Genomic DNA, 24,653 nt, shown 5'->3' with positions numbered 1-24,653 from the left:
GTCTCACTCTTTCGGGTAGGGGATCAGCATTTCATCCTGTTTTTAACGCAGATCACAAAAATAACCGTTCAGATATTCATCATTCAGCAACAAACTTTTTTAGTTTTTTATCGGAGTTAAACACCAGTAACTTTCTGTAACGCAGATATTCGAACTAAAAATGAGCGTATAGCATAATTTTTAATGCTGCATATGTTAAAGAAAGGTTTTTTTTATGTTTGTTTGCTGTTTCTCACAGTCTGTGTAAATCCCTACTGGTTATATTGACGACACCCCAAACAGTTGGCAATTTGGTAGCCTCAGGGGTAAGAGCGAGAGTTGTTTGAGTGAATTCCACGCGCTCAGACGCCCCCACCGGGATGCGTTCAACCCGGCTCTCTCGCGCAACTATCCCTCCCAGCCTTCGGGCACTGACTGCACAGGCCACGCAATAAAAAATACAGGCCCTGGCGGTAATACACACATCACATCACATAATGGAGCACTAGCGATGACAAGTTCCTTGGGAAAAACAGGGATTCTGAAATTCGGTATTGGGCTGATTGCGTTGACCGTTGCGGCCAGCGTGCAAGCCAAGACTCTGGTTTACTGTTCTGAAGGTTCCCCGGAAGGGTTCAACCCGCAGTTGTTCACCTCGGGTACCACCTATGACGCCAGCTCGGTGCCAATCTACAACCGTCTGGTTGAATTCAAAATCGGCACCACCGAACTGCAGCCGGGCCTGGCGGAAAAATGGGACGTCAGTGAAGACGGCAAAATCTACACCTTCCACCTGCGTAAAGGCGTGAAGTGGCAGAGCAGCAAGGATTTCAAACCGACCCGTGACTTCAACGCCGACGACGTGGTGTTCTCCTTCGAACGCCAGCTGGACGCGAATAATGCCTATCACAAAGTCTCCGGCGGCAGCTATGAGTACTTTGAAGGCATGGACATGCCGAAGCTGATCGCCAAAATCGAGAAGGTGGACGATTCCACCGTGCGCTTTGTGCTGACCCGTCCGGAAGCGCCGTTTGTCGCTGACCTGGGCATGGACTTCGCATCCATTCTGTCTGCCGAATACGCCGACGCGATGATGAAGGCCGGCACGCCGGAGAAAGTTGACCTGAACCCTATCGGGACAGGGCCATTCCAACTGCTGCAATACCAGAAAGACTCCAAAATCCTTTATAAGGCATTCGACGGTTTCTGGGGCACCAAACCGAAGATCGATCGTTTAGTGTTCTCCATCACACCAGACGCCTCGGTACGTTACGCCAAACTGCAGAAGAACGAATGTCAGGTGATGCCATACCCGAACCCGGCTGACATCGCGCGCATGAAGCAGGACAAAACCATCAACCTGATGGAACAACCGGGGCTGAACGTCGGTTACCTGTCGTTCAACGTTGAGAAGAAACCACTGGATAACCTGAAGGTGCGCCAGGCGTTGACCCTGGCGGTCAACAAGCAGGCGATCATCGACGCGGTGTACCAGGGGGCTGGCCAGGCGGCCAAAAACCTGATCCCGCCGACCATGTGGGGCTATAACGACGCGGTGAAGGATTACACCTATGATCCGGTCAAGGCCAAAGAACTGCTGAAAGAAGCGGGCATGGCAGACGGTTTCACCATCGATCTGTGGGCGATGCCGGTACAACGTCCGTACAACCCGAATGCCCGCCGCATGGCGGAAATGATCCAGAACGACTGGGCGAAAATCGGCGTGAAAGCCAAAATCGTCACCTATGAGTGGGGCGAATACCTCAAGCGCGCCAAAGCGGGCGAACATCAGACGGTGATGATGGGCTGGACCGGTGACAATGGGGATCCGGACAACTTCTTCGCTACGCTGTTTAGCTGTGCCGCGGCGAAAGATGGCTCCAACTACTCTCGCTGGTGCTACAAGCCGTTTGAAGACCTGATCCAACCGGCACGCGCTGAATCGAACCACGACAAACGCATCGAACTGTACAAACAGGCTCAGGTAGTGATGCACGATCAGGCTCCGGCACTGATTGTCGCCCACTCCACCGTTTACGAGCCAGTGCGTAAAGAAGTGAAGGGCTATGTTGTGGATCCGCTTGGTAAGCATCACTTTGAGAATGTTTCTCTAGATTAATTCTGACCGTTAAGCCGGCGACACACGAATGGACTTGGCAGGGGCGCAACAGATTGCGCTTCTGCTGACCAGTCTCCGGCGTATGGCATCAGGGTTGTTCAAAGTGTGTGAGCTTTAATAAGCCTGGCGGACGATGAGCTGCCGGGCATTTATACAGAGAGTTCGGGATATGTTGCAGTTCATACTCCGACGTTTGGGGTTAGTTATCCCAACGTTTATCGGCATAACTTTGCTGACTTTTGCATTCGTCCATATGATCCCCGGCGACCCGGTGACCATCATGGCCGGGGAACGCGGGATCTCCGCAGAACGCCATGCGCAGTTGATGGCGGAAATGGGGCTGGACAAACCGCTCTATCAACAATATTTCTCTTACGTATCCAACGTGTTGCAGGGTGATTTGGGTACGTCCCTCAAAAGCCGCATCTCCGTATGGGATGAGTTTGTTCCACGCTTCAAGGCCACGCTGGAATTAGGGTTCTGCGCGATGATTTTCGCCGTGCTGGTGGGTATCCCGGTGGGGGTGCTGGCGGCGGTCAGGCGAGGCTCAATATTCGATCACACCGCCGTGGGCATCTCGCTGACCGGCTATTCGATGCCGATTTTCTGGTGGGGCATGATGCTGATCATGCTGGTTTCGGTGCAGCTAAACCTGACGCCGGTGTCGGGACGGGTCAGCGACACGGTGTTCCTTGACGATACCTTGCCGTTAACCGGCTTTATGCTGATCGACACCCTGATCTGGGGCGAGCCGGGCGATTTCGCTGATGCCGTGATGCATATGATCCTGCCGGCTATCGTGCTCGGCACCATTCCGCTGGCGGTGATCGTGCGTATGACGCGCTCCTCAATGCTGGAAGTGTTGGGCGAAGATTACATCCGTACCGCGCGCGCCAAAGGCGTGAGCCGCATGCGGGTGATTGTGGTGCATGCTTTGCGCAACGCTTTGCTGCCGGTGGTGACGGTGATCGGTCTGCAAGTCGGCACCATGCTGGCCGGCGCAATCCTGACCGAAACCATCTTCTCCTGGCCAGGCCTGGGGCGCTGGTTGATGGATGCATTGCAACGTCGCGACTATCCGGTTGTTCAGGGCGGCGTATTGCTGGTCGCCTGTATGATTATTCTGGTTAACCTGCTGGTAGACGTGCTCTACGGCGTGGTCAACCCGCGTATTCGCCACAAGAAATAAGGGGCGCTCTGATGTCTCAAATCACTGAGTCTGTAGTTAAAGGTGCGCCGAAGCCCATGACCCCGTTTCAGGAGTTCTGGCACTATTTCAAGCGCAATAAAGGGGCCGTTGTCGGCCTGGTCTATATCATTGTGATGTTCGTGATTGCCATCGGAGCCGGAGTCTTGGCGCCGCATGCACCGGCGGATCAGTTCCGCGACGCGCTGCTTAAGCCTCCGGTGTGGCAGGAAGGCGGCAGTTGGCAATATCTCCTCGGTACCGACGATGTGGGCCGCGATGTGTTGTCGCGCCTGATGTACGGTGCGCGACTGTCGCTGCTGGTCGGCTGTCTGGTGGTGGTACTGTCGCTGATCATGGGCGTGGTGCTGGGCCTGTTGGCCGGTTATTTCGGCGGTGTGGTGGATGCGATCATCATGCGTATCGTCGACATCATGTTGGCGTTGCCGAGCCTGCTGCTGGCGTTGGTGCTGGTGGCGATCTTCGGTCCGTCCATCGTCAATGCTTCGCTGGCGTTAACCTTCGTCGCCTTGCCGCACTACGTGCGACTGACCCGCGCGGCGGTGTTGGTGGAAGTGAATCGCGACTACGTCACCGCTTCCCGCGTGGCGGGGGCCGGCGCGATGCGCCAAATGTTTATCAACATCTTGCCAAACTGCCTGGCGCCGCTGATCGTCCAGGCTTCTCTTGGCTTCTCGAACGCCATTCTGGATATGGCCGCTCTCGGCTTTCTGGGTATGGGTGCGCAACCGCCAACGCCGGAGTGGGGCACCATGCTCTCCGACGTGCTGCAGTTCGCTCAAAGCGCCTGGTGGGTCGTGACCTTCCCCGGCGTGGCGATTCTGCTGACGGTGCTTGCATTTAACCTGATGGGGGACGGCTTGCGTGACGCTCTCGACCCCAAACTCAAGCAGTAACAGAGGACGAGAGAGATGGCTTTATTAAATGTAGACAAGCTTTCGGTGCACTTCGGTGACGAAGGCACCCCGTTTCGCGCAGTAGACCGTATCAGTTACAGCGTGGAACAGGGCCAGGTGGTGGGTATTGTCGGCGAGTCCGGCTCCGGCAAGTCCGTCAGCTCGCTGGCGATCATGGGGCTGATCGATTACCCCGGTAAGGTGATGGCCGAAAAACTGGAGTTTAACGGCCAGGACCTGCGCAAAATTTCCGAAAAAGAACGCCGCCAACTGGTGGGCTCGGAAGTGGCGATGATTTTCCAGGATCCGATGACCAGCCTGAACCCGTGTTACACCGTCGGTTTCCAGATTATGGAAGCGCTGAAGGTGCACCAGGGCGGTAACCGTCGCACTCGTCGTCAACGGGCTGTCGACTTGCTGACGCAGGTGGGCATTCCCGATCCGGCTTCGCGTCTGGACGTGTACCCGCACCAGCTGTCCGGCGGCATGAGCCAGCGCGTGATGATCGCCATGGCGATTGCCTGTCGGCCAAAACTGCTGATTGCCGATGAGCCGACCACCGCACTCGACGTGACCATCCAGGCGCAAATTATCGAACTGCTGCTGGAGCTGCAGCAGCGTGAAAATATGGCGCTGCTGCTGATTACACACGATTTGGCGCTGGTGTCCGAGGCAGCGCATCACATCATCGTGATGTATGCCGGCCAGGTGGTGGAATCCGGCAAGGCATCGGAAATTTTCCGTGCGCCGCGTCACCCCTATACTCAGGCGCTGCTGCGCGCACTGCCGGAATTTGCTACCGACAAGGCGCGCCTGGCTTCGTTGCCGGGTGTGGTTCCGGGTAAATATGATCGTCCAAGCGGCTGTTTGCTCAACCCGCGTTGCCCGTACGCCACTGAGCGTTGCCGTGTTGAGGAGCCGGAACTGCGCAGCATTCCCGGCCGTCAGGTTAAATGTCACACACCGCTGGATGATGCGGGGAGGCCGACCGTATGAGCCAGAACCAACCCTTATTGCAGGCGATTGACCTGAAAAAACACTACCCGGTCAAGAAGGGGATATTTGCCCCGGAACGGCTGGTGAAAGCGCTGGATGGGGTTTCCTTTACCCTTGAGCGCGGGAAGACCCTGGCGGTGGTGGGCGAGTCCGGTTGCGGTAAATCGACGCTGGGCCGCCTGCTGACGATGATTGAAGTGCCGACCGGCGGCGAGCTGTACTACCAGGGGCAGGATCTGCTGAAGCCGGATGTCACCGCCGAGAAGCTGCGGCGCCAGAAGATCCAGATCGTGTTCCAAAATCCTTATGGATCGCTCAACCCACGCAAGAAGGTCGGGCAGATCCTCGAGGAGCCGTTACAGATCAATACCGAGCTGAACAGCGCGCAGCGCCGTGAGAAAGCGCTGGAGATGATGGCCAAGGTCGGGCTGAAAACCGAACATTACGATCGCTATCCGCACATGTTCTCCGGCGGGCAGCGGCAGCGCATCGCCATTGCGCGCGGGTTGATGTTGAACCCGGACGTGGTGATTGCTGATGAGCCGGTTTCCGCGTTGGACGTGTCCGTGCGTGCGCAGGTGTTGAACCTGATGATGGATCTGCAGCAGGATTTGGGGCTGTCCTATGTGTTCATCTCCCACGATTTGTCGGTGGTAGAGCACATTGCCGACGAAGTGATGGTGATGTATCTCGGCCGCTGCGTGGAGAAGGGCAGTAAAGACGCCATTTTCAACAACCCGCGTCATCCGTATACCCAGGCATTGCTGTCTGCGACACCGCGCCTGAACCCGGATATGCGCCGCGAACGCATCAAGCTGACCGGCGAGCTGCCGAGCCCGATGAATCCGCCGCCAGGCTGTGCATTCAATGCCCGCTGCCGCCGTGCTTTCGGGCCTTGCACCCAACTGCAACCTCAATTGAAGCAATACGGCGATCAGATGGTGGCCTGCTTTGCGGTCGATCAGGATGAAAATCCTGCAGCATAACTTTGTTATCATTGAAAATGCCGGCATTTACGCCGGCATTTTTTTTTGCTTTCAATCATCAGCGTATTAATTAGTTTATTGAGTAGATATTTTATTTGTATTAGCGGTACCTATTTCTCTTAACGAAATCCTGACGAAATAACCTGCTGTTAAGAATCTTCGCATGATAATAATAAAGGGCTGTTCATTTTAATCAGGCTGTCTTTTTGACTTTTATATTACCTCAGCTATAAAAAAAGCACGCCCGAAGGCGTGCCTGAGTAATAACAACAATAGGGTTACTGTGGGTACGGTACCCAATCACCGCCATTCAGGCGGATGTAAGCTTTACCCTGGTATTGCATCACGATGGCATTGTCATTTTCCGAAATGACCGCCGTCTGCGGCAGGTTTTGCGTCAGCGCCTGCCAGTCTAGGCTCGATGCGGTGAATGCCTTGCCGTCGACCAAACGGGAAACCAGTTCGGAAAGCGCCAGGTAGCTGCTCGGCGTTTTGACCTGCAATGGGCTGCCCTGATGCGGCGCTTTCATGCCAACCAGTTTGATGCCCACCGGCGTGTGGGTAATGTTCGGGCTGGGGATATCACGCAGCCCGGACATCTGCATTTTGTCGCCCACCAGTGCTGCGCCGTGCTCCGGCACAATCACCACCATCACCTTACGACCGGATTTTTCCAGTTGCTCCAGGAAGGTGTTCAACTGGTCGAACAGCTTTTGCGCCCGGGGTTGATAGTCCGCGCTCTTGTTCGAACCGACGAAACGGTTACCGTCATGCAGCGGAATGATGTTGAAGAAGGTGGCGCTGCGGGTATCGCCGGCTTTCTGTTGCTGATCCAGCCAGCGGGTGAGCAGTTCCAGATCGTTGTATATCGGTTCTCCGTCGAACGAGGCCAGCTCATTGCCGATACCGGCCTGAGACATCAACGGCGCCTGCATATCGCCCTGCTCGCGCAGCTCTTTCAGGAAGTTGCCGAACACGCCGGAGTGGTCCAGCATCAGTTGCTCTTTGAAGCCCAGCTTGGCCAGATTCTCAAACAGATAGCACTGCTGATTCACCGGCTGATACAAATCGTGGTGCGAAGGCTGGCCGCAACTGGCGCGCAGCAGCCGGATCGCCGCCGGGCCGCTGTAAGCGGTTGCCGAGTTGAAGTTGTCGAACATAATGTCCATCTTCGACCACAGCGGGTGGTTTTCCAGCTTCGCCGCATCCATGTCTGCCCAGGCCAGCGAACAGATGTTGATCACCAGCAGGTCAAACGGCTGAGCATCGGCAGGCAGGCTGGCCGGGAAGGCGGTAACGCGGTTTTTTTCCTTGTCATAGAACTGGTTCAGATAGGCCGTCAGGTTGGCGTTGGTGGGCGGTGCGCTGTCCGCCGGTGCGCTATCGCTGGCCGCCGGGGGGGGTGTCGCCGCGGTGCTACTGGTCGACGCATTGGTGCTGGCCGGCAGCAGTGACACGGCCGGCCCGGCAATGTTGATCAGATTCAGCCACACCAGCGCAGCAACGGTGAATACCGTAACGCGCACCCACTGGGCCAGAAACAGGTAGGCAATCAGCATTACGAAGGCGGCGCCGATCATCTGCCAGTTGATAAAGCGGTTGATCAGCTCCAGCAGATACTGGGCGCTGAAGCCGGTCAGTTGCGAACCCTGGCTCATGATGCTGTTGAGGCCAGGCAGCCAGGTGTCGTGATAGAACAGTGCGATACCTATCGGGATCGCCACGTAATGGCGCCAACGATGCAGACGCATCGCCGGTATCGGCATCAGCAGAAACGCCATGAATACCAGGTTGGGCAAGGCGTGGAAGTTCAGGTAACCGAACCACAGCAGGGCAAACTTGACCAGGAAGTAATAGTTCCAGCCGCCCAGCCCACGCCAGTAGCGCCACAGGGAGTTATCGGATTGCGGGTTGTTTGTTGGCTTCATGGCTGCTTCTTACGTTTAATCTGAGATGAAGAACCTTCGCGCACCCATAACCCGACGGATTTTAAATAGCGCGGTGATAACAACAGGTTTTGCCAGTATTGGCGCCAGTGCGGGAAACGCCGGTGAAAGGTATAACCCAGTGGAATAAAAATAATCGCGCACAGGATAATCAGTTGCACAATATCGCTAAGATTCAACATGCTTATTCTCCTGTGCACCGGTAGTCAGCGTGAAGGCCACCGGTTGACGACGCTCCTGCGGGCTTTCTGTCGCCAGGGTCTGGCGTGGTGCTGCCGGCGCGGTTGCCGTGGCCAACGCAAGAGGGGCGTTGTGCGCCAGCCGTTTGATTTCTGAAATAATATCTACGTCCTGATGCCACACCACCCGGTTACTGAAGGCTTCATCCACCGGCAGCCGAAAAATGAATGTCAGGGCGGTATCCAGATCGTTAATCCGGCAGGTGGAGAGGAACAGCACCAGCCGGCCTTGCACCACGGTCATTACGTCACCGAAGCGGCGCAAAAAACACAGGGTCATCGCCTGTTCGGCCCGTAACCCCGGCACCGGGCGCAGCGCCACCATCACGCCTTTGCCGTCTTCCGGCAGCAGCGTGTTGCCCATCAGTGAAAGCACCGCCTGACTAAAATCGTCCGGCCGCATGTAGCCCTTCAGTTGCAGTGGCCGCAGCCCGGCCAACAGCGCGTCGATATCTGCCGGAACGTGGCGGGAAAAGCGCTGTCCCTGGATCCCCTCAAGCATGGTCAAAAAGCGCGACAGAGGTGCCACGTGCGGTACGATCAGGTTAGCGCCGCAGGCCAACAGCAGGCGTTCGTCGCTGTAGCGCAGGCTGGCGCTCATCTCGCGCACCACGATTTTCAGTCCGTTGCCGCGTTGACGGCGCAGGCTATGAATTTGATGCGCCAGCGCATCGATTTCATCGCTTTGGTACAGGGCAAAGATCAGCGTAGCCGAGAGCGTCAACATGCCGTGCTGCGCCAGTTGTGCATTGGTGTCCAGCAGTTGCCAGTTGGCTGACAGCGGCGGTGCGCCTTCAAGAATGCTCTGCTGGGCCAGATAGCGCCCTTCATCACTGCGGATCGCGGTCGGGGACGGTTTGTTGCTGTCGTCGTCACCCTGCCAGCCGTGCTCGCCGGCATACAGCGTCAGCAGTTGGTTGGCGTTGATGCCGTTTTCGGTGCTCCACCAGTTGACCAGGTACTGCGCACTGTCCTGCTGCCACTGCAGGCTGGCCAACCCGTTAAGGATCCGGTGTTGGGTACTGAGTTGCCCTTTGAGCTTATTCACGCCGCCGCCGTGGCTGAGGATCAGCAGCGTGCAGCCTTGCCGACGCAGCCAGTTGCCGGTGGTGCGGGTCCAGTCACGTAGCTCTTCGCGGGTGAAGGTTTGCCACAGGCTGGCGTGGGCCAGCAGGATCAATAAGCGGTTTTGCGGTTTTAGGGCGCGCATCAGATCGTCGCTGAAATGTGCCAGTGCCGCTTTCTTTTCGGGGAGCTGGTACAGCGGGATTTTTTTCAAGGCAGGGGAGACAAGTTCGGTCAGCAACCGGTCGGGTTTTTCTCCGCTGCAAATCAACGCCACCTGGCTGGTTGCGGCCTGGGCAGCTATTGTTTGTTGGCAGAGCAGGTTGGCATCGGTTTGACGGTCAACATTCACCCAATACAATCCAGGAGCCTGCATGACAGACAGTTCTTCCCAAATCTGCCGAATACCTAATGAGAAAGATTGCGCCATAGGATATTTTTCTACTTTCGTTGAAAGTGTCGTTGTGGGCCAACTAATATGGCTTTTTAATAATTGTAACATCGATAATCATATGTACGCCAATATGTGTAATAATATCTCTTAATAATCATCTTATTGGCCATGCCTTTTTTTTAGCGTTGCTATAGTTAATTAACATTAGCCTATTTTTAAAGGCGGCAGAATGAATAATCAATTAACGCGCTTTCATGCGGTGGTCCCACCGGAAACTCAGGACGATTTGCTGGCGCTCAGCCAGGCATTTTCGCTGCCAACATTAAGCTATGTCGATATTGCACGTCAGGAGCGGTTAACGCAGATGATGGCCACCTGGCCGCTGCTGGCCGAATTAGCGCAGACCACGGGGAGCCGCTAATTTATGCCAGTGATTGCTCTGCAAGGTCTGCGAGGCGGAATGGGGGCGACGTCGGTTACCGCGGCGCTCGCATGGGCGTTACAGCAACTGGGCGAGTCGGTCTTGGCGATTGATTTCGCGCCGGATAACCTGCTGCGCCTGCATTTTAATACGCCGTTCGAACTGGCACGCGGTTGGGCCAGGGCCGAGCAGGACGGGGGCGATTGGCAGCAAGGCGCGATGCGCTACTGCGAAAACCTCGACTTTCTTCCCTTTGGCCAACTTACCCTGGCGGAACGGTTGAATGTACAACAGGCTTGTCGGCAACAGCCTGCCCGCTGGCAGGCCCCACTGGCGCAGTTAAAGGCCGGTGCGCAGTACAACTGGATCCTGTTGGATCTGCCGGCGGATGATGAAGCGTTGGCCCGGCAGGCGCTGCTGCTGGCGGATTGCGTCTTTATGCTGATTGCCCCGGATGCCAACTGCCAGGTGCGGCTGCATCAGCAAGCGCTGCCGGAGGGCTGCCGTTTCCTGATTAACCACTATTTTGCCGCCAGTCAGTTACAGCAGGATTTGCACCAGCTGTGGCTGCAAACGTTGGGTGGGCTGTTACCGGTGGTTATCCACCGCGACGAGGCGATGGCCGAAGCGATGGCGGTGAAGCAGCCGTTGGGAGAGTATCGGCCGGAAAGCCTGGCGGCGGATGAAGTGCTGACGCTGGCTAACTGGTGTTTGATCAATCTGAAGGATGTGGCGCCATGAGCCGGGTGATGAGCCTGTTGTTGGTGCCACCGGTCCGTCAGGCGGTGCAGACGCGTTACCGTGCCTATCGTCGCCAGGGTTCATCGGTGTTTACCGCGTTCTTCACCACCTTGCTGGTGGCGCTGGGCTGGATTTTCCTGCGTTTCGAATCCCCTGGCTGGCAACGGCTGCGGGCCGGGCGCGCCTATTGGTTCCCACACCTGTCCTCCAGCCGCCCACGGCCGGCGGATGCGTTGCGTTATCTGTTGCAGGGAGTGTGGCTGTTGGTGTTTCGCACTGACCGTGCGCCCATGGGCCGTCATCATTTCGCCGGTTGGCGGCGTTTGCAATTGCGCTATGCCAACGCGTTGCAAAGGGTTCCGCAGCAGTTGGAAAGCGCCGGGCTGGAGCAGCGTTCGGCGGCGCGTCTGGGCCGGATGAGCCAGGGTATGCGTCGCGTGCTGTTTATCATTGTTGGCGTGCTGGCGGCGATCCTCGCCATACTTTGCATTTCGCAGCCGTTCGATCTACCGGCACAGTTTGTGTTCGTGGTGCTGTTGTGGGCCATTGCCATGGTGGTGCGCCGGGTGCCGGGGCGTCTGCCGGGGCTGATGTTGATCGTGCTGTCGCTGACCGTCTCCTGCCGTTACCTGTGGTGGCGTTATACCGCCACGCTGAACTGGGACGATCCGCTCAGCCTGACCTGCGGTCTGCTGCTGTTGGTGGCGGAAACCTATGCCTGGGTGGTGCTGGTATTGGGGTATTTCCAGACCGTCTGGCCGCTGAACCGCCAGCCGGTGCCGATGCCCGCCGACAGCGCGACCTGGCCGACGATTGATCTGCTGGTCCCGACCTACAACGAAGATCTGGGGGTGGTGAAGCCCACCATCTACGCCGCACTGGGCATCGACTGGCCGAAGGATAAGGTCAGCATCTATATCCTAGATGACGGCAACCGGCCTGAATTCAAGGCCTTCGCCGAAGAAGTGGGGGTGAAATATATCGCCCGACCCACCCATGAACATGCCAAGGCCGGTAACATCAATAACGCGCTGAAGCAGGCCACCGGCGAGTTTGTGGCGATTTTTGACTGTGACCACGTGCCGACGCGCTCGTTCCTGCAACTGACCATGGGCTGGTTCTTCAAAGACAAAAAACTGGCGATGTTGCAGACCCCGCACCATTTCTTCTCGCCGGATCCGTTTGAACGCAACCTGGGACGTTTTCGTCAGACGCCGAACGAAGGGACGCTGTTCTATGGTTTGGTGCAGGACGGCAACGATATGTGGGACGCGACCTTCTTCTGCGGTTCTTGCGCCATTCTGCGCCGCAGTGCGCTGGATGAAATCGGCGGCATTGCGGTGGAAACCGTCACTGAAGATGCCCATACCTCACTGCGTTTGCATCGTCGCGGACACACCTCGGCGTATATCCGTATCCCGCAGGCGGCGGGGCTGGCGACAGAAAGCCTGTCGGCGCACATTGGTCAGCGTATTCGTTGGGCGCGCGGCATGGTGCAAATCTTCCGGCTGGATAACCCGCTGTTCGGCAAGGGGCTGAAGTTGGCGCAGCGGCTGTGTTACGCCAACGCCATGCTGCACTTCCTGTCCGGTATTCCACGGCTGATCTTCCTGACCGCGCCTTTAGCCTTCCTGCTGCTGCACGCCTATATCATCTTCGCGCCGGCGCTGGCGATCGCGCTGTATGTTCTGCCGCATATGATCCACGCCAGCCTGACCAACTCGCGTATTCAGGGAAAATACCGCCACTCATTCTGGAGCGAGATCTACGAGACGGTATTGGCCTGGTATATCGCCCGGCCTACGACGGTGGCGCTGTTCAATCCGCACAAGGGTAAATTCAACGTCACCGCCAAAGGCGGGCTGGTGGAAGAAGAGCACGTCGATTGGGTGATTACCCGGCCCTATATGTTCCTGGTGATCTTGAATCTGGCCGGGCTGTTCTTCGGCGTCTGGCGACTGGGTTACGGCCCGGCGGATGAAGTCATGACGGTGATCATCAGCCTGGTGTGGGTGCTGTACAACATGACGATCCTCGGCGGTGCGGTGGCGGTGGCGGTGGAGGCCAAGCAGGTTCGTCAGGCGCACCGGGTGGAAATTGCCATGCCGGCCGCGATAGCTCGCGCCGACGGCCACTTGTTCCCTTGTACGCTGCGCGACTATTCCGACGGCGGGGTGGGCATTGAAATGCGCATTGCGGATGCGCTGAAAGACGGCGACAAAGTGTCGCTGTTGCTCAAGCGCGGACAGCAGGAATACAGCTTCCCGTGCGTAGTGACCCGCGCCTTCGGCAGCAAGGTAGGGATCCGCATGGTTTCCATGACCACCCGCGAACATATTGATTTTATTCAGTGCACCTTTGCCCGCGCCGATACCTGGGCGCTGTGGCAGGACGGGTTCCCTGAAGATAAACCGATCGAAAGCCTGCGCGATGTGCTGGCGTTGGGCTTCCGGGGTTACGTACGTATGGCGGATTACGCACCGCCGATGGTGCGCCGCCTGCTGGTCGGGTTCACGACGTTGATTGCGTGGATAGTGTCATTTATTCCGCACGGCGTCGGCAGAGCTCCGGCCTTCAGCCAAAAAGAGACAGTGGTATAGGCAAACCGCCCGCTCACTCGCCTGGCTCCCAGGCTATAACATTGATGATGATACGATGACGAGAAAAATAACCTGGTTTACCGCCCTGGCCTTAGGCATCAGCACCCTGTCTCAGGCTGAAACCGCCACCGCGCCTATCCTTGGCGCACAACCGCCCGTGAGCGTGCCTGCCGATGCGCCGGTCACCACACCGATGGGCTCGGCTGCGCCGGTGGATCCGAATGCGCCGGTGCGCGACGTGCAATTGCCGTTCGCCAACATAGCGCCGCCGCCGGGGACCTTTACCCTGCGCGGGACCCGGCCGGATGGTCAGGTTGAATTTGGCGTGCGCAGCGATGAAGTGGTGTCGCAGGCGATGCTTGATCTGGAATTCACGCCGTCACCGTCGCTGATCCCGGTGGAATCGCACGTCAAGGTGTACCTCAATGATGAACTGATGGGCGTGACGACCCTCGCCAAAGAGCAGCTCGGTAAGCCGAATCGTATCCAGATGGCGATAGATCCCCGCTATATCACCGATTTTAACCGCGTAAAACTGGTATTCGTTGGCCATTACCAGAACATTTGCGAAAACCCGGCCAGCACTACGCTGTGGCTGGAGGTCAGTAAATCCAGCTCGTTGAACCTGCGTTTCCAGACCTTGCCGGTGAAAAACGAACTGTCGCATTTCCCGGAACCCTTCTTCGACAGCCGCGACAACCGGCCATTGACCTTGCCGATGGTGTTTGCCGGCCAGCCGGATGTCACCCAGCAGCGTGCGGCGGGTATTTTGGCTTCGTGGTTCGGCAGTAAAGCGCAGTGGCGCGGTCAGTCGTTCCCTGCGCTGTATAACAAGCTGCCGGAACAACATGCCATCGTCTTCGCGACCAACAAGCAGCGCCCGGACTTCCTGCGCGATTATCCGCCGGTCAATGGACCGACGGTGGAGATGATCAGCCATCCGGACAACCCGTACATCAAGCTGCTGCTGGTGCAGGGGCGCGATGACAACGATTTGATCACCGCGGTGAAAGGCATTGCGCAGGGCAACATTCTGTTCCGTGGTCAAAACGTCACGGTGGACAAGGTCGAACAACTGGCGCCGCGCCAGCCCTACGATGCGCCTAACTGGGTGCGCACCGATCGGCCGATGACTTTCGCCGAGCTGCAGCAGTACGCTGAGCAGCTGCAAACCAGCGGCATCGAGCCAGGCCCTATTTCGTTGACCATGAACTTGCCGCCAGATCTGTTCCTGATCCGCAGCACCGGCATCGATATGCACCTGAAATACCGCTACACCGCACCGCGTATTCAGGACGGTTCGCGGTTGAGCGTCAGCCTGAACAACCAGTTCGTACAGGCTTATTCTCTGGTGCCGGAGCATGAGCAGGGCGCCCAGTTACTGCGCCTGCCACTGACCCAGGGGCTGATCGACTCGGACAAGAGCGTCAATATTCCGGCGCTGCGTCTGGGGGCGAACAACCAACTGCGTTTCGATTTTGACTACACCACGCTGCTGGCCAGTGGTGCGGAAGGGCGCTGCGAAACCTACTCCTTTACGGCGAACCATGCGGTGATCGACGGCGCGTCGACCATTGATTTCTCCGGTTACCGCCACTTTATGGCGATGCCGGACCTGCGGGCGTTCGCCAATGCCGGTTTCCCGTTCAGCCGTTTGGCCGATTTGTCGCAGACGTTGGTGTTGGTGAACAAGCAGCCGCAACCGCCGCAGGTCAGCGCCATGCTGAACGCGATGGGCATCATCGGTGCCCAGACCGGTTACCCGGCGCTGGCGGTGACGGTGAGCGACGACTGGTCGCAGGCCAAGGATCGGGACGCCGATATTCTGATGATCGGCACGATCCCGCCAGAGCTGAAGGACGATAAAAAAATCAGCCTGCTGGTGGATGCGACCCAGAGCTGGGTGAAACAGCCGACGCGGCAACTGCCGCTGCCCACCATGGACGTGGTGGCGGAAGACACCAAGCCGGACAGCAAAACCACCATCAGTTCAGAAGGAGCGATGTCGGCGATTATCGGCGTGCAGTCGCCGTTTAACGATCAGCGCAGCATCGTGGCGTTGCTGGCGGACAGCCCGCGGGGTTACGAACTGCTGAATACCGCGCTGCTGGACAGCGGCAAGCGGGCGGCGGTGTTTGGATCGGTGGCGGTGATCCGGGAATCTGGCGTGAACAGCCTGCGAGTGGGCGACGTTTATTATGTCGGTCATTTGCCGTGGTGGGAGCGTATCTGGCACGCGCTGTCGACGCATCCGGTGTGGCTTGCGGTGATCGCGGTGGTAGTGGTGGTGATCCTGGCGCTGATGCTGTGGCGCGGTCTGAAGGCCTTCAGCCGTCGTCGTCTGTCGCCTGAAGACCAGGATTAATTACCATGCCCGCGAGGTTGAAACGTCTGACCTTCGGCATGCTGCTGCTGTGTGCGTTCAGCACGGCAGCGGCCTGCGAGTGGCCGGCCTGGCAGCAGTACAAACAGTTTTATATCAGCGAGCAAGGGCGGGTGATCGATCCCAGCAGCCCTAACCGCATCACCACCTCGGAAGGCCAGAGTTACGGTCTGTTCTTCGCCCTGGTGGCGAACGATCGGCCTGCATTCGACCTTCTGCTGGCATGGACGGAAAACAACCTGGCGGCGGGCGATCTCAGCGCGCATTTGCCTGCCTGGCTGTGGGGTGAAAACGAGAAAAAGCAGTGGACGGTGCTGGACAGCAATTCCGCATCCGATGCCGATCTGTGGATTGCTTATAACCTGCTGGAGGCGGGCCGGCTGTGGAAAAGTCGGCGCTACCAAACTCTGGGCACGCTGCTGTTGCAACGTATCGCGCGCGAAGAAGTGGCAGATATCCCGGGGTTGGGGTTGATGTTGCTGCCGGGCAAGGTGGGCTTCGTGGCGGAAGATCGCTGGCGCCTCAATCCGAGCTATCTGCCGCCGCAACTGCTGGCACGTTTTGCCGTGCTGAATGGCCCATGGTGGAAGATGCAGCAAACCAACCAGCGGCTGTGGCTGGAAACCGCGCCGCACGGCTTTTCGCCGGACTGGGTGGTGTGGCAGGTGGGCAAGGGTTGGCAGCCGGATACCGTCAAGCCGAACATCGGCAGCTACGACGCCATCCGGGTTTATTTGTGGGCCGGTATGCTGGCGGACGACGATCAACACAAGGCGGAGTTGCTTAAACAGTTGCAACCGATGGCGCGGCTTACGGTGCAACAGGGAGCCCCGCCGGAGAAAACCGACACCGCCAGCGGTAAAACCCGCGGTGAGGGTCCGGTGGGTTTCTCCGCGTCGATGTTGCCGATGCTGGCGCACGAGCCAGAGGCCTTGCAGGTGCAGCGCCAACGTATCAAACAAAACCCGCCTGGCGATCAGGCCTATTTCAGCGCCTCGCTGGCGCTGTTTGGTCAGGGATGGGATCAACAACGTTATCGTTTTAATCGGCAGGGTGAACTTCAACCCTCCTGGGGCGGCCAATGCGTAACTTCCGAATAAACTGGCTGGGCCTGGTGCCGTTAAGCCTGGCGATGCTGCCGCAGGCGCAGGGGGCAGAAACCGTTGCGCCGGAGCAGTGGCTGCTCGAGCAGGTGCGCGTTGGGGAGGCTGGCAATAAAGATGAATTGGTTCGCCAGTCGCTCTACCGGCTCGAACTGATGGATCCGAATAACCCGGATGTGATTTCAGCGCGTATGCGTCTGGCATTGCGGCAGGGCAACCTGGCGTTGGCGCAGCAACAGCTGGATAAGCTGAAAAAGACGGCGCCGCAGTCCGGTGCCTACCGGCAGGCGCAAATGAACATGCTGCTGACCCAGCCGGAAACCCGCCAAAAGCTGCAGCAGGCGCGCCTGATGGCGACCGCCGGCCGTTTGCCGGAGGCGAAAGCGCAGTATGACGCGCTGTTCCACGGCGATCCGCCGACGCTGGAGTTGGCGGTGGAGTACTGGCGGCTGGTCGCGCGGTTGCCGGGTCAGGAAGCCGCGGCGCTGAAACAGTTACAGACGCTGGATCAGCAATATTCCGGCAACGTGCCGCTGCGCATGTCGCTGGCGCGGATGCTATTTAGTCAGGATCGTGACGCACAGGCCTATGATTTACTGCAGAAAGTAGCCGCCGATCCTGCCGGGCGCGGAGACGCGGCCGATTTGTGGCTGGAGAAAGTCAAAGCCATGCCAGTCAGTCCGCAGAGCGTCGCAGCCCTTAACCGTTTTCTCGGGGTATTTGAAACTGGCGATCAGGCGGCCAGCGCCCGACAAGAATTGGCCCGCCAGCAGGCGCTGTTGGCGGATCCGGTTTATTTGGCACGGGTACGCGGGTTGGCGCAGGTGGATAAGGGCGGCAGCCGTGCCGCCATTCCTGAACTGAAGAAAGCGTTGGCGGCCTCACCCAATGATGCCGAAGTGCTGGGTGCGCTCGGGCAGGCCTATTCCCGTGCCGGTAATCGCCCGCAGGCGTTGAGCCTGTTCCGTCAGGCCTTGCAGGCCGATAAAAACGGTTACGGCAGCAGTAAGTGGCAGAGTCTGATCAAGAGCAACAGCTACTGGCTGGCGGTCGACGAGGGCGACAAGGCCTTGAAAGCCGGCAATCTGGCGCTGGCGCAGCAAAAATACCAACAGGCGCGGCAGATCGACAGCCGTGACAGCAGTGCGCTGATTGGCCTGGGCGATGTTGCGGTGGCGCGAAAAGATGACGCCACCGCCGAGCGCTTCTATCAACAGGCGCTGCGGCTGGAACCGGGTAGCGGCAGTGCGGTGCGCGGTTTGGTGAATATCTATCAGCGTCAGTCGCCGGAAAAGGCGCTGGCCTATCTCAATAGCCTGCCGCGCGGCCAGCAAAACAAGCTGCGCGGCACGCTCGAAGGTTTGCAGCTCGATATGCTGAAGCAGCAGGCCGACCAGTTGGTACAACAACAGCAGTGGCATCAGGCGGCGGAAAAATACCGTCGTGCTCAGCAGAAGGATCCCGATGACGTCTGGCTGACTTACCATTATGCACAGACGCTGCGCCAGGCCGGGCAACCGGAACAGGCCGATGCTCTGTTTAGCCGACTGGCGCAAAAACAGCGCGGTAACCCGCAACTGGCGTACGCCTATGCGCTGTATCTTTCCGGCAGCGATCGTGACCGGCAGGCGTTGGCACAGTTGAATGCCTTGCCCACCGCGCAGTGGAACGACAACATGCGCGAACTGGCGCAGCGGTTGAAGATGCAGGCGACGCTGGAACATGCCGAGCGGCTGCGGGCTGCGGGCGATGAGGCAGGAGCGGTGGCTTATTTGCATCGGCAGCCGGCGGATACCCGCATCGATCTCCAGTTGGCCGATTGGGCGCTGGCCCGCGGTGAGTATGATGCTGCATTGGCGGACTATCAGCGGGTGCGCACGCGTGAGCCGAACAATCCGGATGCGCGGTTGGGCGAAATAGAGGCCTATGTGGCGCAGGGCAAGCTGAGCGAGGCGCGTCAGCGGCTGCAAACCGCGACACCGGAGCGGGATGAGTCCAGCAACAGCGAGCGGCGGGTGGCTAACGCCTGGTATGCCGTTGGCGAACCGCAGAAAGCGTCCGAGATTTTTACCCGGCTGAAAACGGCGGCGCAGCCGGCGCCGGCAAGCCAGGCGAAGGCGCTGATTTACCGCGATGCGGCACGTCTCGAACGCGATCAGCTGCAGCAGGTGCTGGCGCAACAGGATTATCAACAGGCGATGGTGGCCAGCGGTATTACGCCGAGCGTGCCGCAGGATAACGACCGTTACACCTATCTGACGCGCAACAATCCGACTGATGACTGGCTCAAGCGAGGCATTCGTTCGGATGCGGCGGACCTGTACCGTCAACAGGACGTTAACGTCACGCTCGATCACGATTACTGGGGCTCCAGTGGCACGGGCGGCATCTCCGATTACAAAGCGCACGACACCATGTTGCAGGTGGATATGCCGCTGTACGACGGGCGGGCATTTTTCCGTTCCGATACCGTGCAGTTGGATGCCGGCAGTTTTTCCACCGACGGCAGCGGCAAATATTACGAGACCTTCGGCACCTGTAATACTCAGGGCTGTAGCGGCGACGAACACCAGAAAACCACCGGTACCAGCGTGGCGGTCGGCTGGAAAAACGATCGCTGGGCGGGGGATATCGGTACCACCCCGATGGGCTTTGAGGTGGTCGACTGGGTCGGCGGGCTGGCCTACAGCAATGACTGGAACCACATCGGTTGGACGCTGGCGGCCTCGCGACGGCCCATTTCCAGCTCATTGCTGGCGTTTGGCGGCACCAGGGACCCGAACACCGGTACCACCTGGGGCGGTGTGCGTGCGACCGGGGTCAGCCTGAGCGCCAGCTACGATCGCGGTGAAGCGCACGGCGTCTGGGCCGATCTCAGCGCACATCAGTTGACCGGCAAAAACGTTGAGGACAATCAGCGTGAGCGCTTTATGGCCGGTTATTACTATAAATTGATCAACGAAGATAATCGCCGTGTCACCGTCGGGTTGAACACCATGCTGTGGCACTACCAGAAGGATTTGAGCGGTTACTCTCTCGGTCAGGGGGGCTATTACAGTCCGCAGCAATATATGTCGCTGGCGGTGCCGGTCAATTATCGCCAGCGTACCGAGAACTGGTCCTGGGAACTGGGCGGGTCGGTGTCGCTGTCCCATTCGAAAACCAACAGTCAGCGGCGCTATCCGTTGCAGGGGCTGATCCCGGATTCGTTGCCGGACAAGTCCGTCATCGAGGACGGCAGTTCTTCTTCCGGCGTCGGTTATACCCTGCGGGCGCTGATTGAGCGTCGGCTTAGTTCGCACTGGACGCTGGGCGCGGGCATCGACATTCAGCAGGCGAAAGACTATACCCCGAGCCATGCTTTGATTTATCTGCGCTATTCGATGGCCGGTTGGCAGGGCGACCTGGATTTGCCGCCGCAGCCGCTGACGCCGTACGCCGACTTCAAGTAACCCCATGCAGGGAGATTCGGAGTGTCGAACGCAGGGTAGTTTTGCTACCCTGTGTGAGTTTGAAGACGAAGTTGTCTTTAAACCCGAGATACCCGGGCCTAGCGCACCGAGGGGCGCTCCGGCAGCCAAGGCTGCTACGACCCCTTCGGCACGCTCTCCCTAATAACGGGCTTTGTCAGCAGTCTGACGCAGGGTAGTTTTGCTACCCTGTGTTTATTCCCATTAGGAAAAGACTGAAACCCGCGGTTTTCTTGGTGGGCCAGTGGTTTGGCAGGGTAAAAGCGTCAGACAATCGAGTATACTCAGACCGGTTCAAGGGATGGGTATTATTCATCCCTTTTTTATTTCAGCCCGAATTAGCGGAGAGCAGGTTTGCGGGTCAGGCGTTCATTAACGATTAAACAGATGGCAACGGTGTCCGGTGTGGCGCTGGTGACGATCTGCATCTTTATCGTGATCCAGTTATTCCATTTTGTGCAGCAGCGCAGGGATGACTATGCCCAGCAACTGGAAAATATTGCTCATTCCGTCCGTCAGCCACTGGCGGAGGCCGTGCTGCGCATGGACGTGCCGGAAACCAAACGGGTGCTGAATACATTGCTGCCGGTGGGGATCCTGACGCGCGCGGATATCGTGTTGCCGAACGAATTCCAGGCATTGCACGCCAACTTCCCGCCGGAACGCCCGGTACCGACAATGATCGCCCGCCTGTTCGAGTTGCCGATCCAGATTTCCGTTCCGCTCTATTCGCTGGAGCGTGTGCCGGCGAACCCGCAGCCATTGGCCTATCTGGTGCTGCAGGCCGATTCGTTCCGCATGTATCAATTTATTCTCAGCATGCTGTCGACCATGTTGTCGACCTATTTGCTGCTGGCGCTGATCCTGTCGGTCGCCATTAGCTGGTGTATGAACCGACTGATGGTGCACCCGCTGCGCGCGATGGCCAAAGAGCTGGAAAACATTTCGCAGGAAGAAGCGCCTTATCATCAATTGATGCTGCCGGCGTTGCATCAGGACGATGAGCTGGGGCTGTTGGTGCGCAACTACAACCGCAATCAGCAGCGGCTGGCCAAGGCCTATGCCGAAATGAGCCGCATGAGCACTCGCCACCCGGTCACCGAGTTGCCGAACCAGGCGCTGTTCACCGCGTTGCTGGAACAGCACATTGCTTCCAGCCTGCGGCCTGAGCGTTTTAATCTGCTGGTTATTGGCATTGAAACGTTGCACGAGGCATCCGGGGTGCTTAATCCGGCAATGCGTGAAGCCTTGCTGTCGACGTTGGCGAAAAAGCTGCGTGAGAGCATCGATGAAAACGGTGTGCTGGCGCAGTTGAGCAACACCGAGTTTGCCATTCTGGCCAAAGGCGTTGAGCGGCCGTTCCATGCTATGCAGTTGGCGCGTCGCATTATGGCGCAGATCAATGCGCCGCTGAGCCTGCAGGAAATGCCGCTGCGGCCCAGTGCCAGCATTGGCATCGCCCATTACCTTAATGCAGGGGAGAGCGCGGAACAGCTGTTGCGCAGTGCCACTTCGGCGATGATGTCGGCGCATCGCGAAGGCAAAAACCAGGTGTTGTTCTTCGAACCCAGCCTGACGGAGCGCACCCAAAAGCGCCTGACGCAGGAAAGCGAGATTTTGCACGCCATTGAGCAACGTCGCTTTACCCTGTTTTTGCAGCCGCAGATAGATATGCAGTCCAACGCGGTGATCGGCGCGGAGGCGTTGCTGCGTTGGCAACAGTATGACGGCAGTTTTACCCTGCCGACAGACGTGATCCCGCTGGCCGAAGAGCTTGGGGTGATTGTGCCGCTGGGCAACTGGGTGTTGGAAGAAGCTTGCCGGATTTTGGCGGATTGGCAGGCCCGTGGCATCACGTTGCCGCTGGCGGTCAATGTGTCGCCGATTCAGATGCGGCATGAGAATTTTGTCCCGCACCTGAAGAGCCTGCTGGCGCAACACCATATTGACCCGCGCAAGCTGCTGCTGGAAATTACCGAAACGGTGCGAATTGACGATCTCGATCGTGCGCTGGCGCTGCTGCGGGAATTGCATGACCTGGGGCTTTCCATCGCGCTGGACGATTTTGGCATGGGGTATTCCAGCCTGAATTACCTCAACCGGTTGAAATGTCTGCCGATAGATTTGATTAAAATCGACAAGAGCTTTATTCAGGGCTTGCCGACGGATGACGCCATGGTGCGTATCGTCAGTTCGATTTCCGAGGTATTGGCACTGCCGGTGATGGCCGAAGGCGTCGAGAATGCCGAGCAGCGCGACTGGTTGCTGCAGCACGGTATTCATAGCGGCCAGGGGTTCCTGTTTGCTCGTCCGCTACCGCGTAGCGAGTTCGAAGCCGAGTTCTGCCAGCCGTCGGCCTGACCTCTTTCCTGACCTTTTGCTCCGGGCGGCACGTACGTCGCCCGTTAGCCCTGCGTTCGAAATCCCCCGTTTTTACCTACCCCTTTTGCGTTAGTGCAAAGAAAGGGTTACGTCATTTACAACCTTGCATTCGAGCTGACGCGTTTCAGCTCTTAAATTCGTATCAACATGTATCTATTGGTGCAACAAATTATTTCCATGTTGTTAGGTGGGTGTTATTTTCCGCGCAAGCGATGAACAGGCGAGATAATTAGACTACCGCCTGGTGCGTGTCTTCCCCCCAAAGGATGTTCATATGAAACTCACTATCTTCAAGAGCCTCTATTTTCAGGTGCTAACGGCGATTACGCTGGGCGTCCTGCTTGGCCATTTCTACCCTGACATTGGCGCACAGATGAAACCTCTGGGCGATGGATTCGTTAAACTGATTAAAATGATCATCGCTCCGGTGATCTTCTGTACCGTGGTGACCGGCATCGCGGGTATGGAGAGCATGAAGGCCGTCGGCCGCACCGGTGCGATTGCACTGCTTTATTTTGAAATCGTCAGCACCATTGCGCTGCTGATCGGCTTGCTGATTGTCAACCTGGTACAGCCGGGCGCCGGGATGAATATCGACCCGGGCACGCTGGATGCCAAAGCGGTGGCGGTTTACGCCGAGCAGGCGCAGCAGCAGGGCATCATTCCATTCTTGCTGGATATCATTCCGGGTAGCGTCATCGGTGCCTTCGCCAGCGGCAATATCTTGCAGGTGTTACTGTTTGCCGTGCTGTTCGGTTTTGCCCTGCACCGCTTGGGTGATAAAGGCCAACTGATCTTCAATGTGATCGAAAGCTTCTCCCGCGTGATCTTCGGCATCATCAATATGATCATGCGCCTGGCGCCGTTGGGGGCTTTCGGTGCGATGGCATTTACCATAGGCAAATATGGCGTGGGCTCGTTGCTGCAACTTGGCCAGCTGATTGCCTGCTTCTATCTCACCTGCGTTCTGTTCGTGGTCGTGGTGTTGGGTTCTATCGCTCGCGCCAACGGATTCAGCATTTTCAAGTTTGTCCGCTATATAAAAGAAGAATTGTTGATCGTGCTCGGGACTTCTTCTTCCGAGTCGGTATTGCCACGCATGCTCGACAAAATGGAAAAACTGGGCTGTAAAAAATCGGTGGTGGGCCTGGTTATTCCGACCGGCTATTCCTTTAATCTCGACGGCACCTCAATCTACCTGACCATGGCGGCGGTATTTATCGCTCAGGCGACCAACACCCATATGGATATTATCCATCAGGTGACTCTGCTGGTGGTGCTGTTGCTGTCTTCGAAAGGGGCGGCAGGGGTGACCGGCAGTGGCTTTATCGTGCTGGCTGCCACCATTTCCGCGGTTGGCCACTTGCCGCTGGCCGGTCTGGCGTTGATTCTGGGTATCGACCGCTTTATGTCGGAAGCCCGCGCGCTGACCAATCTGGTTGGTAACGGTGTGGCCACGGTCGTCGTGGCCAAATGGTGTAAACAGCTGGATGAAAAACAGCTGCAGGACACCCTGTCCAACAAACACGGATCAGGAGCCGATAAAACGCTGCCTTCAGCCTGATTTTATCCTCAAATCACCGGTTGCAGCCGCAGCCGGTGACGTTTTATCCCCCCGCGTAATGATTTCTTGCATTAAAAAACCGGTTATCCATTATTTTTCACGTCAATGAGTGACATCCGCAAAGGCGCGCGGTCTAACTCGATGGTACACTTTCTGCTTTCC

Annotated in this window: 16 protein-coding genes; 13 read left to right on the top strand and 3 right to left on the bottom strand. The window is 57.8% G+C overall.

The annotated features are described in order from the left end of the window. Positions 1–490 precede the first annotated feature (490 nt). From dppA to dppF, 5 genes are all read left to right on the top strand, one after another. The gene (gene dppA / locus ACGS9J_RS22735; protein ID WP_442232988.1) at positions 491–2,098 is read left to right on the top strand and encodes a dipeptide ABC transporter periplasmic-binding protein DppA; all 1,608 of its coding nucleotides are present in this window, start codon (positions 491–493) and stop codon (positions 2,096–2,098) included. 169 nt (positions 2,099–2,267) lie between these two features. Then, the gene (gene dppB / locus ACGS9J_RS22730) at positions 2,268–3,287 is read left to right on the top strand and encodes a dipeptide ABC transporter permease DppB (protein WP_020824728.1); all 1,020 of its coding nucleotides are present in this window, start codon (positions 2,268–2,270) and stop codon (positions 3,285–3,287) included. A gap of 11 nt (positions 3,288–3,298) precedes the next feature. Further along, entirely contained in the window at positions 3,299–4,201 is a 903-nt protein-coding gene (gene dppC, locus ACGS9J_RS22725; RefSeq protein WP_442232987.1) for a dipeptide ABC transporter permease DppC, read from the top strand. 15 nt (positions 4,202–4,216) lie between these two features. Beyond that, a complete protein-coding gene (gene dppD / locus ACGS9J_RS22720) occupies positions 4,217–5,197 on the top strand; it encodes a dipeptide ABC transporter ATP-binding protein (RefSeq protein ID WP_442232986.1) in 981 nt (326 codons plus the stop codon). After that, positions 5,194–6,183 carry a dipeptide ABC transporter ATP-binding subunit DppF gene (dppF, locus tag ACGS9J_RS22715; protein WP_129936250.1) on the top strand — a complete coding sequence of 330 codons (990 nt, stop codon included), beginning with the start codon at positions 5,194–5,196 and terminating at the stop codon, positions 6,181–6,183. Before dppD ends, dppF begins: the two co-directional genes overlap by 4 nt. Before the next feature lie 278 nt (positions 6,184–6,461). On the opposite strand, the gene bcsG is transcribed toward dppF, so the two are convergent. From bcsG to bcsE, 3 genes are read right to left on the bottom strand one after another with little or no spacing between them, the layout of a single operon-like run. Then, entirely contained in the window at positions 6,462–8,111 is a 1,650-nt protein-coding gene (gene bcsG / locus ACGS9J_RS22710) for a cellulose biosynthesis protein BcsG (protein WP_442232985.1), read from the bottom strand. Then, positions 8,108–8,311, bottom strand: a complete 204-nt coding sequence (gene bcsF, locus ACGS9J_RS22705; RefSeq protein WP_442232984.1) for a cellulose biosynthesis protein BcsF — start codon at positions 8,309–8,311, stop codon at positions 8,108–8,110. The genes bcsG and bcsF overlap by 4 nt, the downstream gene beginning before the upstream one ends. Continuing rightward, complete coding sequence (bcsE, locus tag ACGS9J_RS22700) at positions 8,298–9,863, bottom strand: cellulose biosynthesis protein BcsE (protein ID WP_442232983.1); 1,566 nt, start codon at positions 9,861–9,863, stop codon at positions 8,298–8,300. The genes bcsF and bcsE overlap by 14 nt, the downstream gene beginning before the upstream one ends. A 193-nt stretch (positions 9,864–10,056) precedes the next feature. Between bcsE and bcsR the strand changes: the two genes are divergently transcribed. The 8 genes from bcsR (at position 10,057) to ACGS9J_RS22660 (ending at position 24,491) form a co-directional block, all read left to right on the top strand. Beyond that, positions 10,057–10,248 carry a cellulose biosynthesis protein BcsR gene (gene bcsR, locus ACGS9J_RS22695; protein ID WP_442232982.1) on the top strand — a complete coding sequence of 64 codons (192 nt, stop codon included), beginning with the start codon at positions 10,057–10,059 and terminating at the stop codon, positions 10,246–10,248. A gap of 3 nt (positions 10,249–10,251) precedes the next feature. Further along, positions 10,252–10,989: a cellulose biosynthesis protein BcsQ gene (gene bcsQ, locus ACGS9J_RS22690; RefSeq protein ID WP_442232981.1), complete on the top strand. Its 738-nt coding sequence runs from the start codon at positions 10,252–10,254 to the stop codon at positions 10,987–10,989. Continuing rightward, on the top strand, positions 10,986–13,589 hold the full coding sequence (gene bcsA / locus ACGS9J_RS22685) for a UDP-forming cellulose synthase catalytic subunit (RefSeq protein WP_442233015.1): 2,604 nt from the start codon (positions 10,986–10,988) through the stop codon (positions 13,587–13,589). The genes bcsQ and bcsA overlap by 4 nt, the downstream gene beginning before the upstream one ends. Before the next feature lie 55 nt (positions 13,590–13,644). Next, positions 13,645–15,954: a cellulose biosynthesis cyclic di-GMP-binding regulatory protein BcsB gene (bcsB, locus tag ACGS9J_RS22680; RefSeq protein ID WP_442232980.1), complete on the top strand. Its 2,310-nt coding sequence runs from the start codon at positions 13,645–13,647 to the stop codon at positions 15,952–15,954. Positions 15,955–15,959: 5 nt separating this feature from the next. Further along, complete coding sequence (gene bcsZ / locus ACGS9J_RS22675) at positions 15,960–17,072, top strand: cellulose synthase complex periplasmic endoglucanase BcsZ (protein WP_442232979.1); 1,113 nt, start codon at positions 15,960–15,962, stop codon at positions 17,070–17,072. Beyond that, a complete protein-coding gene (gene bcsC, locus ACGS9J_RS22670; RefSeq protein ID WP_442232978.1) occupies positions 17,054–20,527 on the top strand; it encodes a cellulose synthase complex outer membrane protein BcsC in 3,474 nt (1,157 codons plus the stop codon). Before bcsZ ends, bcsC begins: the two co-directional genes overlap by 19 nt. Before the next feature lie 372 nt (positions 20,528–20,899). Further along, positions 20,900–22,906, top strand: coding sequence for a biofilm formation regulator HmsP (gene hmsP / locus ACGS9J_RS22665; protein ID WP_442232977.1), 2,007 nt, complete (start codon positions 20,900–20,902; stop codon positions 22,904–22,906). A 295-nt stretch (positions 22,907–23,201) separates the two neighbouring features. Further along, positions 23,202–24,491, top strand: coding sequence for a dicarboxylate/amino acid:cation symporter (locus tag ACGS9J_RS22660; protein WP_442232976.1), 1,290 nt, complete (start codon positions 23,202–23,204; stop codon positions 24,489–24,491). Positions 24,492–24,653 lie beyond the last annotated feature (162 nt).

It is taken from the genome of Serratia quinivorans (assembly GCF_052113645.1).
GTDB lineage: Bacteria > Pseudomonadota > Gammaproteobacteria > Enterobacterales > Enterobacteriaceae > Serratia > Serratia quinivorans_B.
The sequence above is the reverse complement of the archived record's forward strand: the minus strand, read 5'-3'. Positions and strand labels throughout refer to the sequence as shown.

Bases quoted from the DNA above. Each gene is read 5' to 3' on its own strand.
- bcsC (WP_442232978.1), top strand. From the start codon at position 17,054: ATGCGTAACTTCCGAATAAACTGGCTGGGCCTGGTGCCGTTAAGCCTG.
- dppC (WP_442232987.1), top strand. From the start codon at position 3,299: ATGTCTCAAATCACTGAGTCTGTAGTTAAAGGTGCGCCGAAGCCCATG.
- bcsR (WP_442232982.1), top strand. From the start codon at position 10,057: ATGAATAATCAATTAACGCGCTTTCATGCGGTGGTCCCACCGGAAACT.
- bcsB (WP_442232980.1), top strand. From the start codon at position 13,645: ATGACGAGAAAAATAACCTGGTTTACCGCCCTGGCCTTAGGCATCAGC.
- bcsQ (WP_442232981.1), top strand. From the start codon at position 10,252: ATGCCAGTGATTGCTCTGCAAGGTCTGCGAGGCGGAATGGGGGCGACG.
- dppA (WP_442232988.1), top strand. From the start codon at position 491: ATGACAAGTTCCTTGGGAAAAACAGGGATTCTGAAATTCGGTATTGGG.
- bcsA (WP_442233015.1), top strand. From the start codon at position 10,986: ATGAGCCGGGTGATGAGCCTGTTGTTGGTGCCACCGGTCCGTCAGGCG.
- bcsZ (WP_442232979.1), top strand. From the start codon at position 15,960: ATGCCCGCGAGGTTGAAACGTCTGACCTTCGGCATGCTGCTGCTGTGT.
- bcsF (WP_442232984.1), bottom strand. From the start codon at position 8,311: ATGTTGAATCTTAGCGATATTGTGCAACTGATTATCCTGTGCGCGATT.
- dppD (WP_442232986.1), top strand. From the start codon at position 4,217: ATGGCTTTATTAAATGTAGACAAGCTTTCGGTGCACTTCGGTGACGAA.
- bcsG (WP_442232985.1), bottom strand. From the start codon at position 8,111: ATGAAGCCAACAAACAACCCGCAATCCGATAACTCCCTGTGGCGCTAC.
- dppB (WP_020824728.1), top strand. From the start codon at position 2,268: ATGTTGCAGTTCATACTCCGACGTTTGGGGTTAGTTATCCCAACGTTT.
- ACGS9J_RS22660 (WP_442232976.1), top strand. From the start codon at position 23,202: ATGAAACTCACTATCTTCAAGAGCCTCTATTTTCAGGTGCTAACGGCG.
- bcsE (WP_442232983.1), bottom strand. From the start codon at position 9,863: ATGGCGCAATCTTTCTCATTAGGTATTCGGCAGATTTGGGAAGAACTG.
- dppF (WP_129936250.1), top strand. From the start codon at position 5,194: ATGAGCCAGAACCAACCCTTATTGCAGGCGATTGACCTGAAAAAACAC.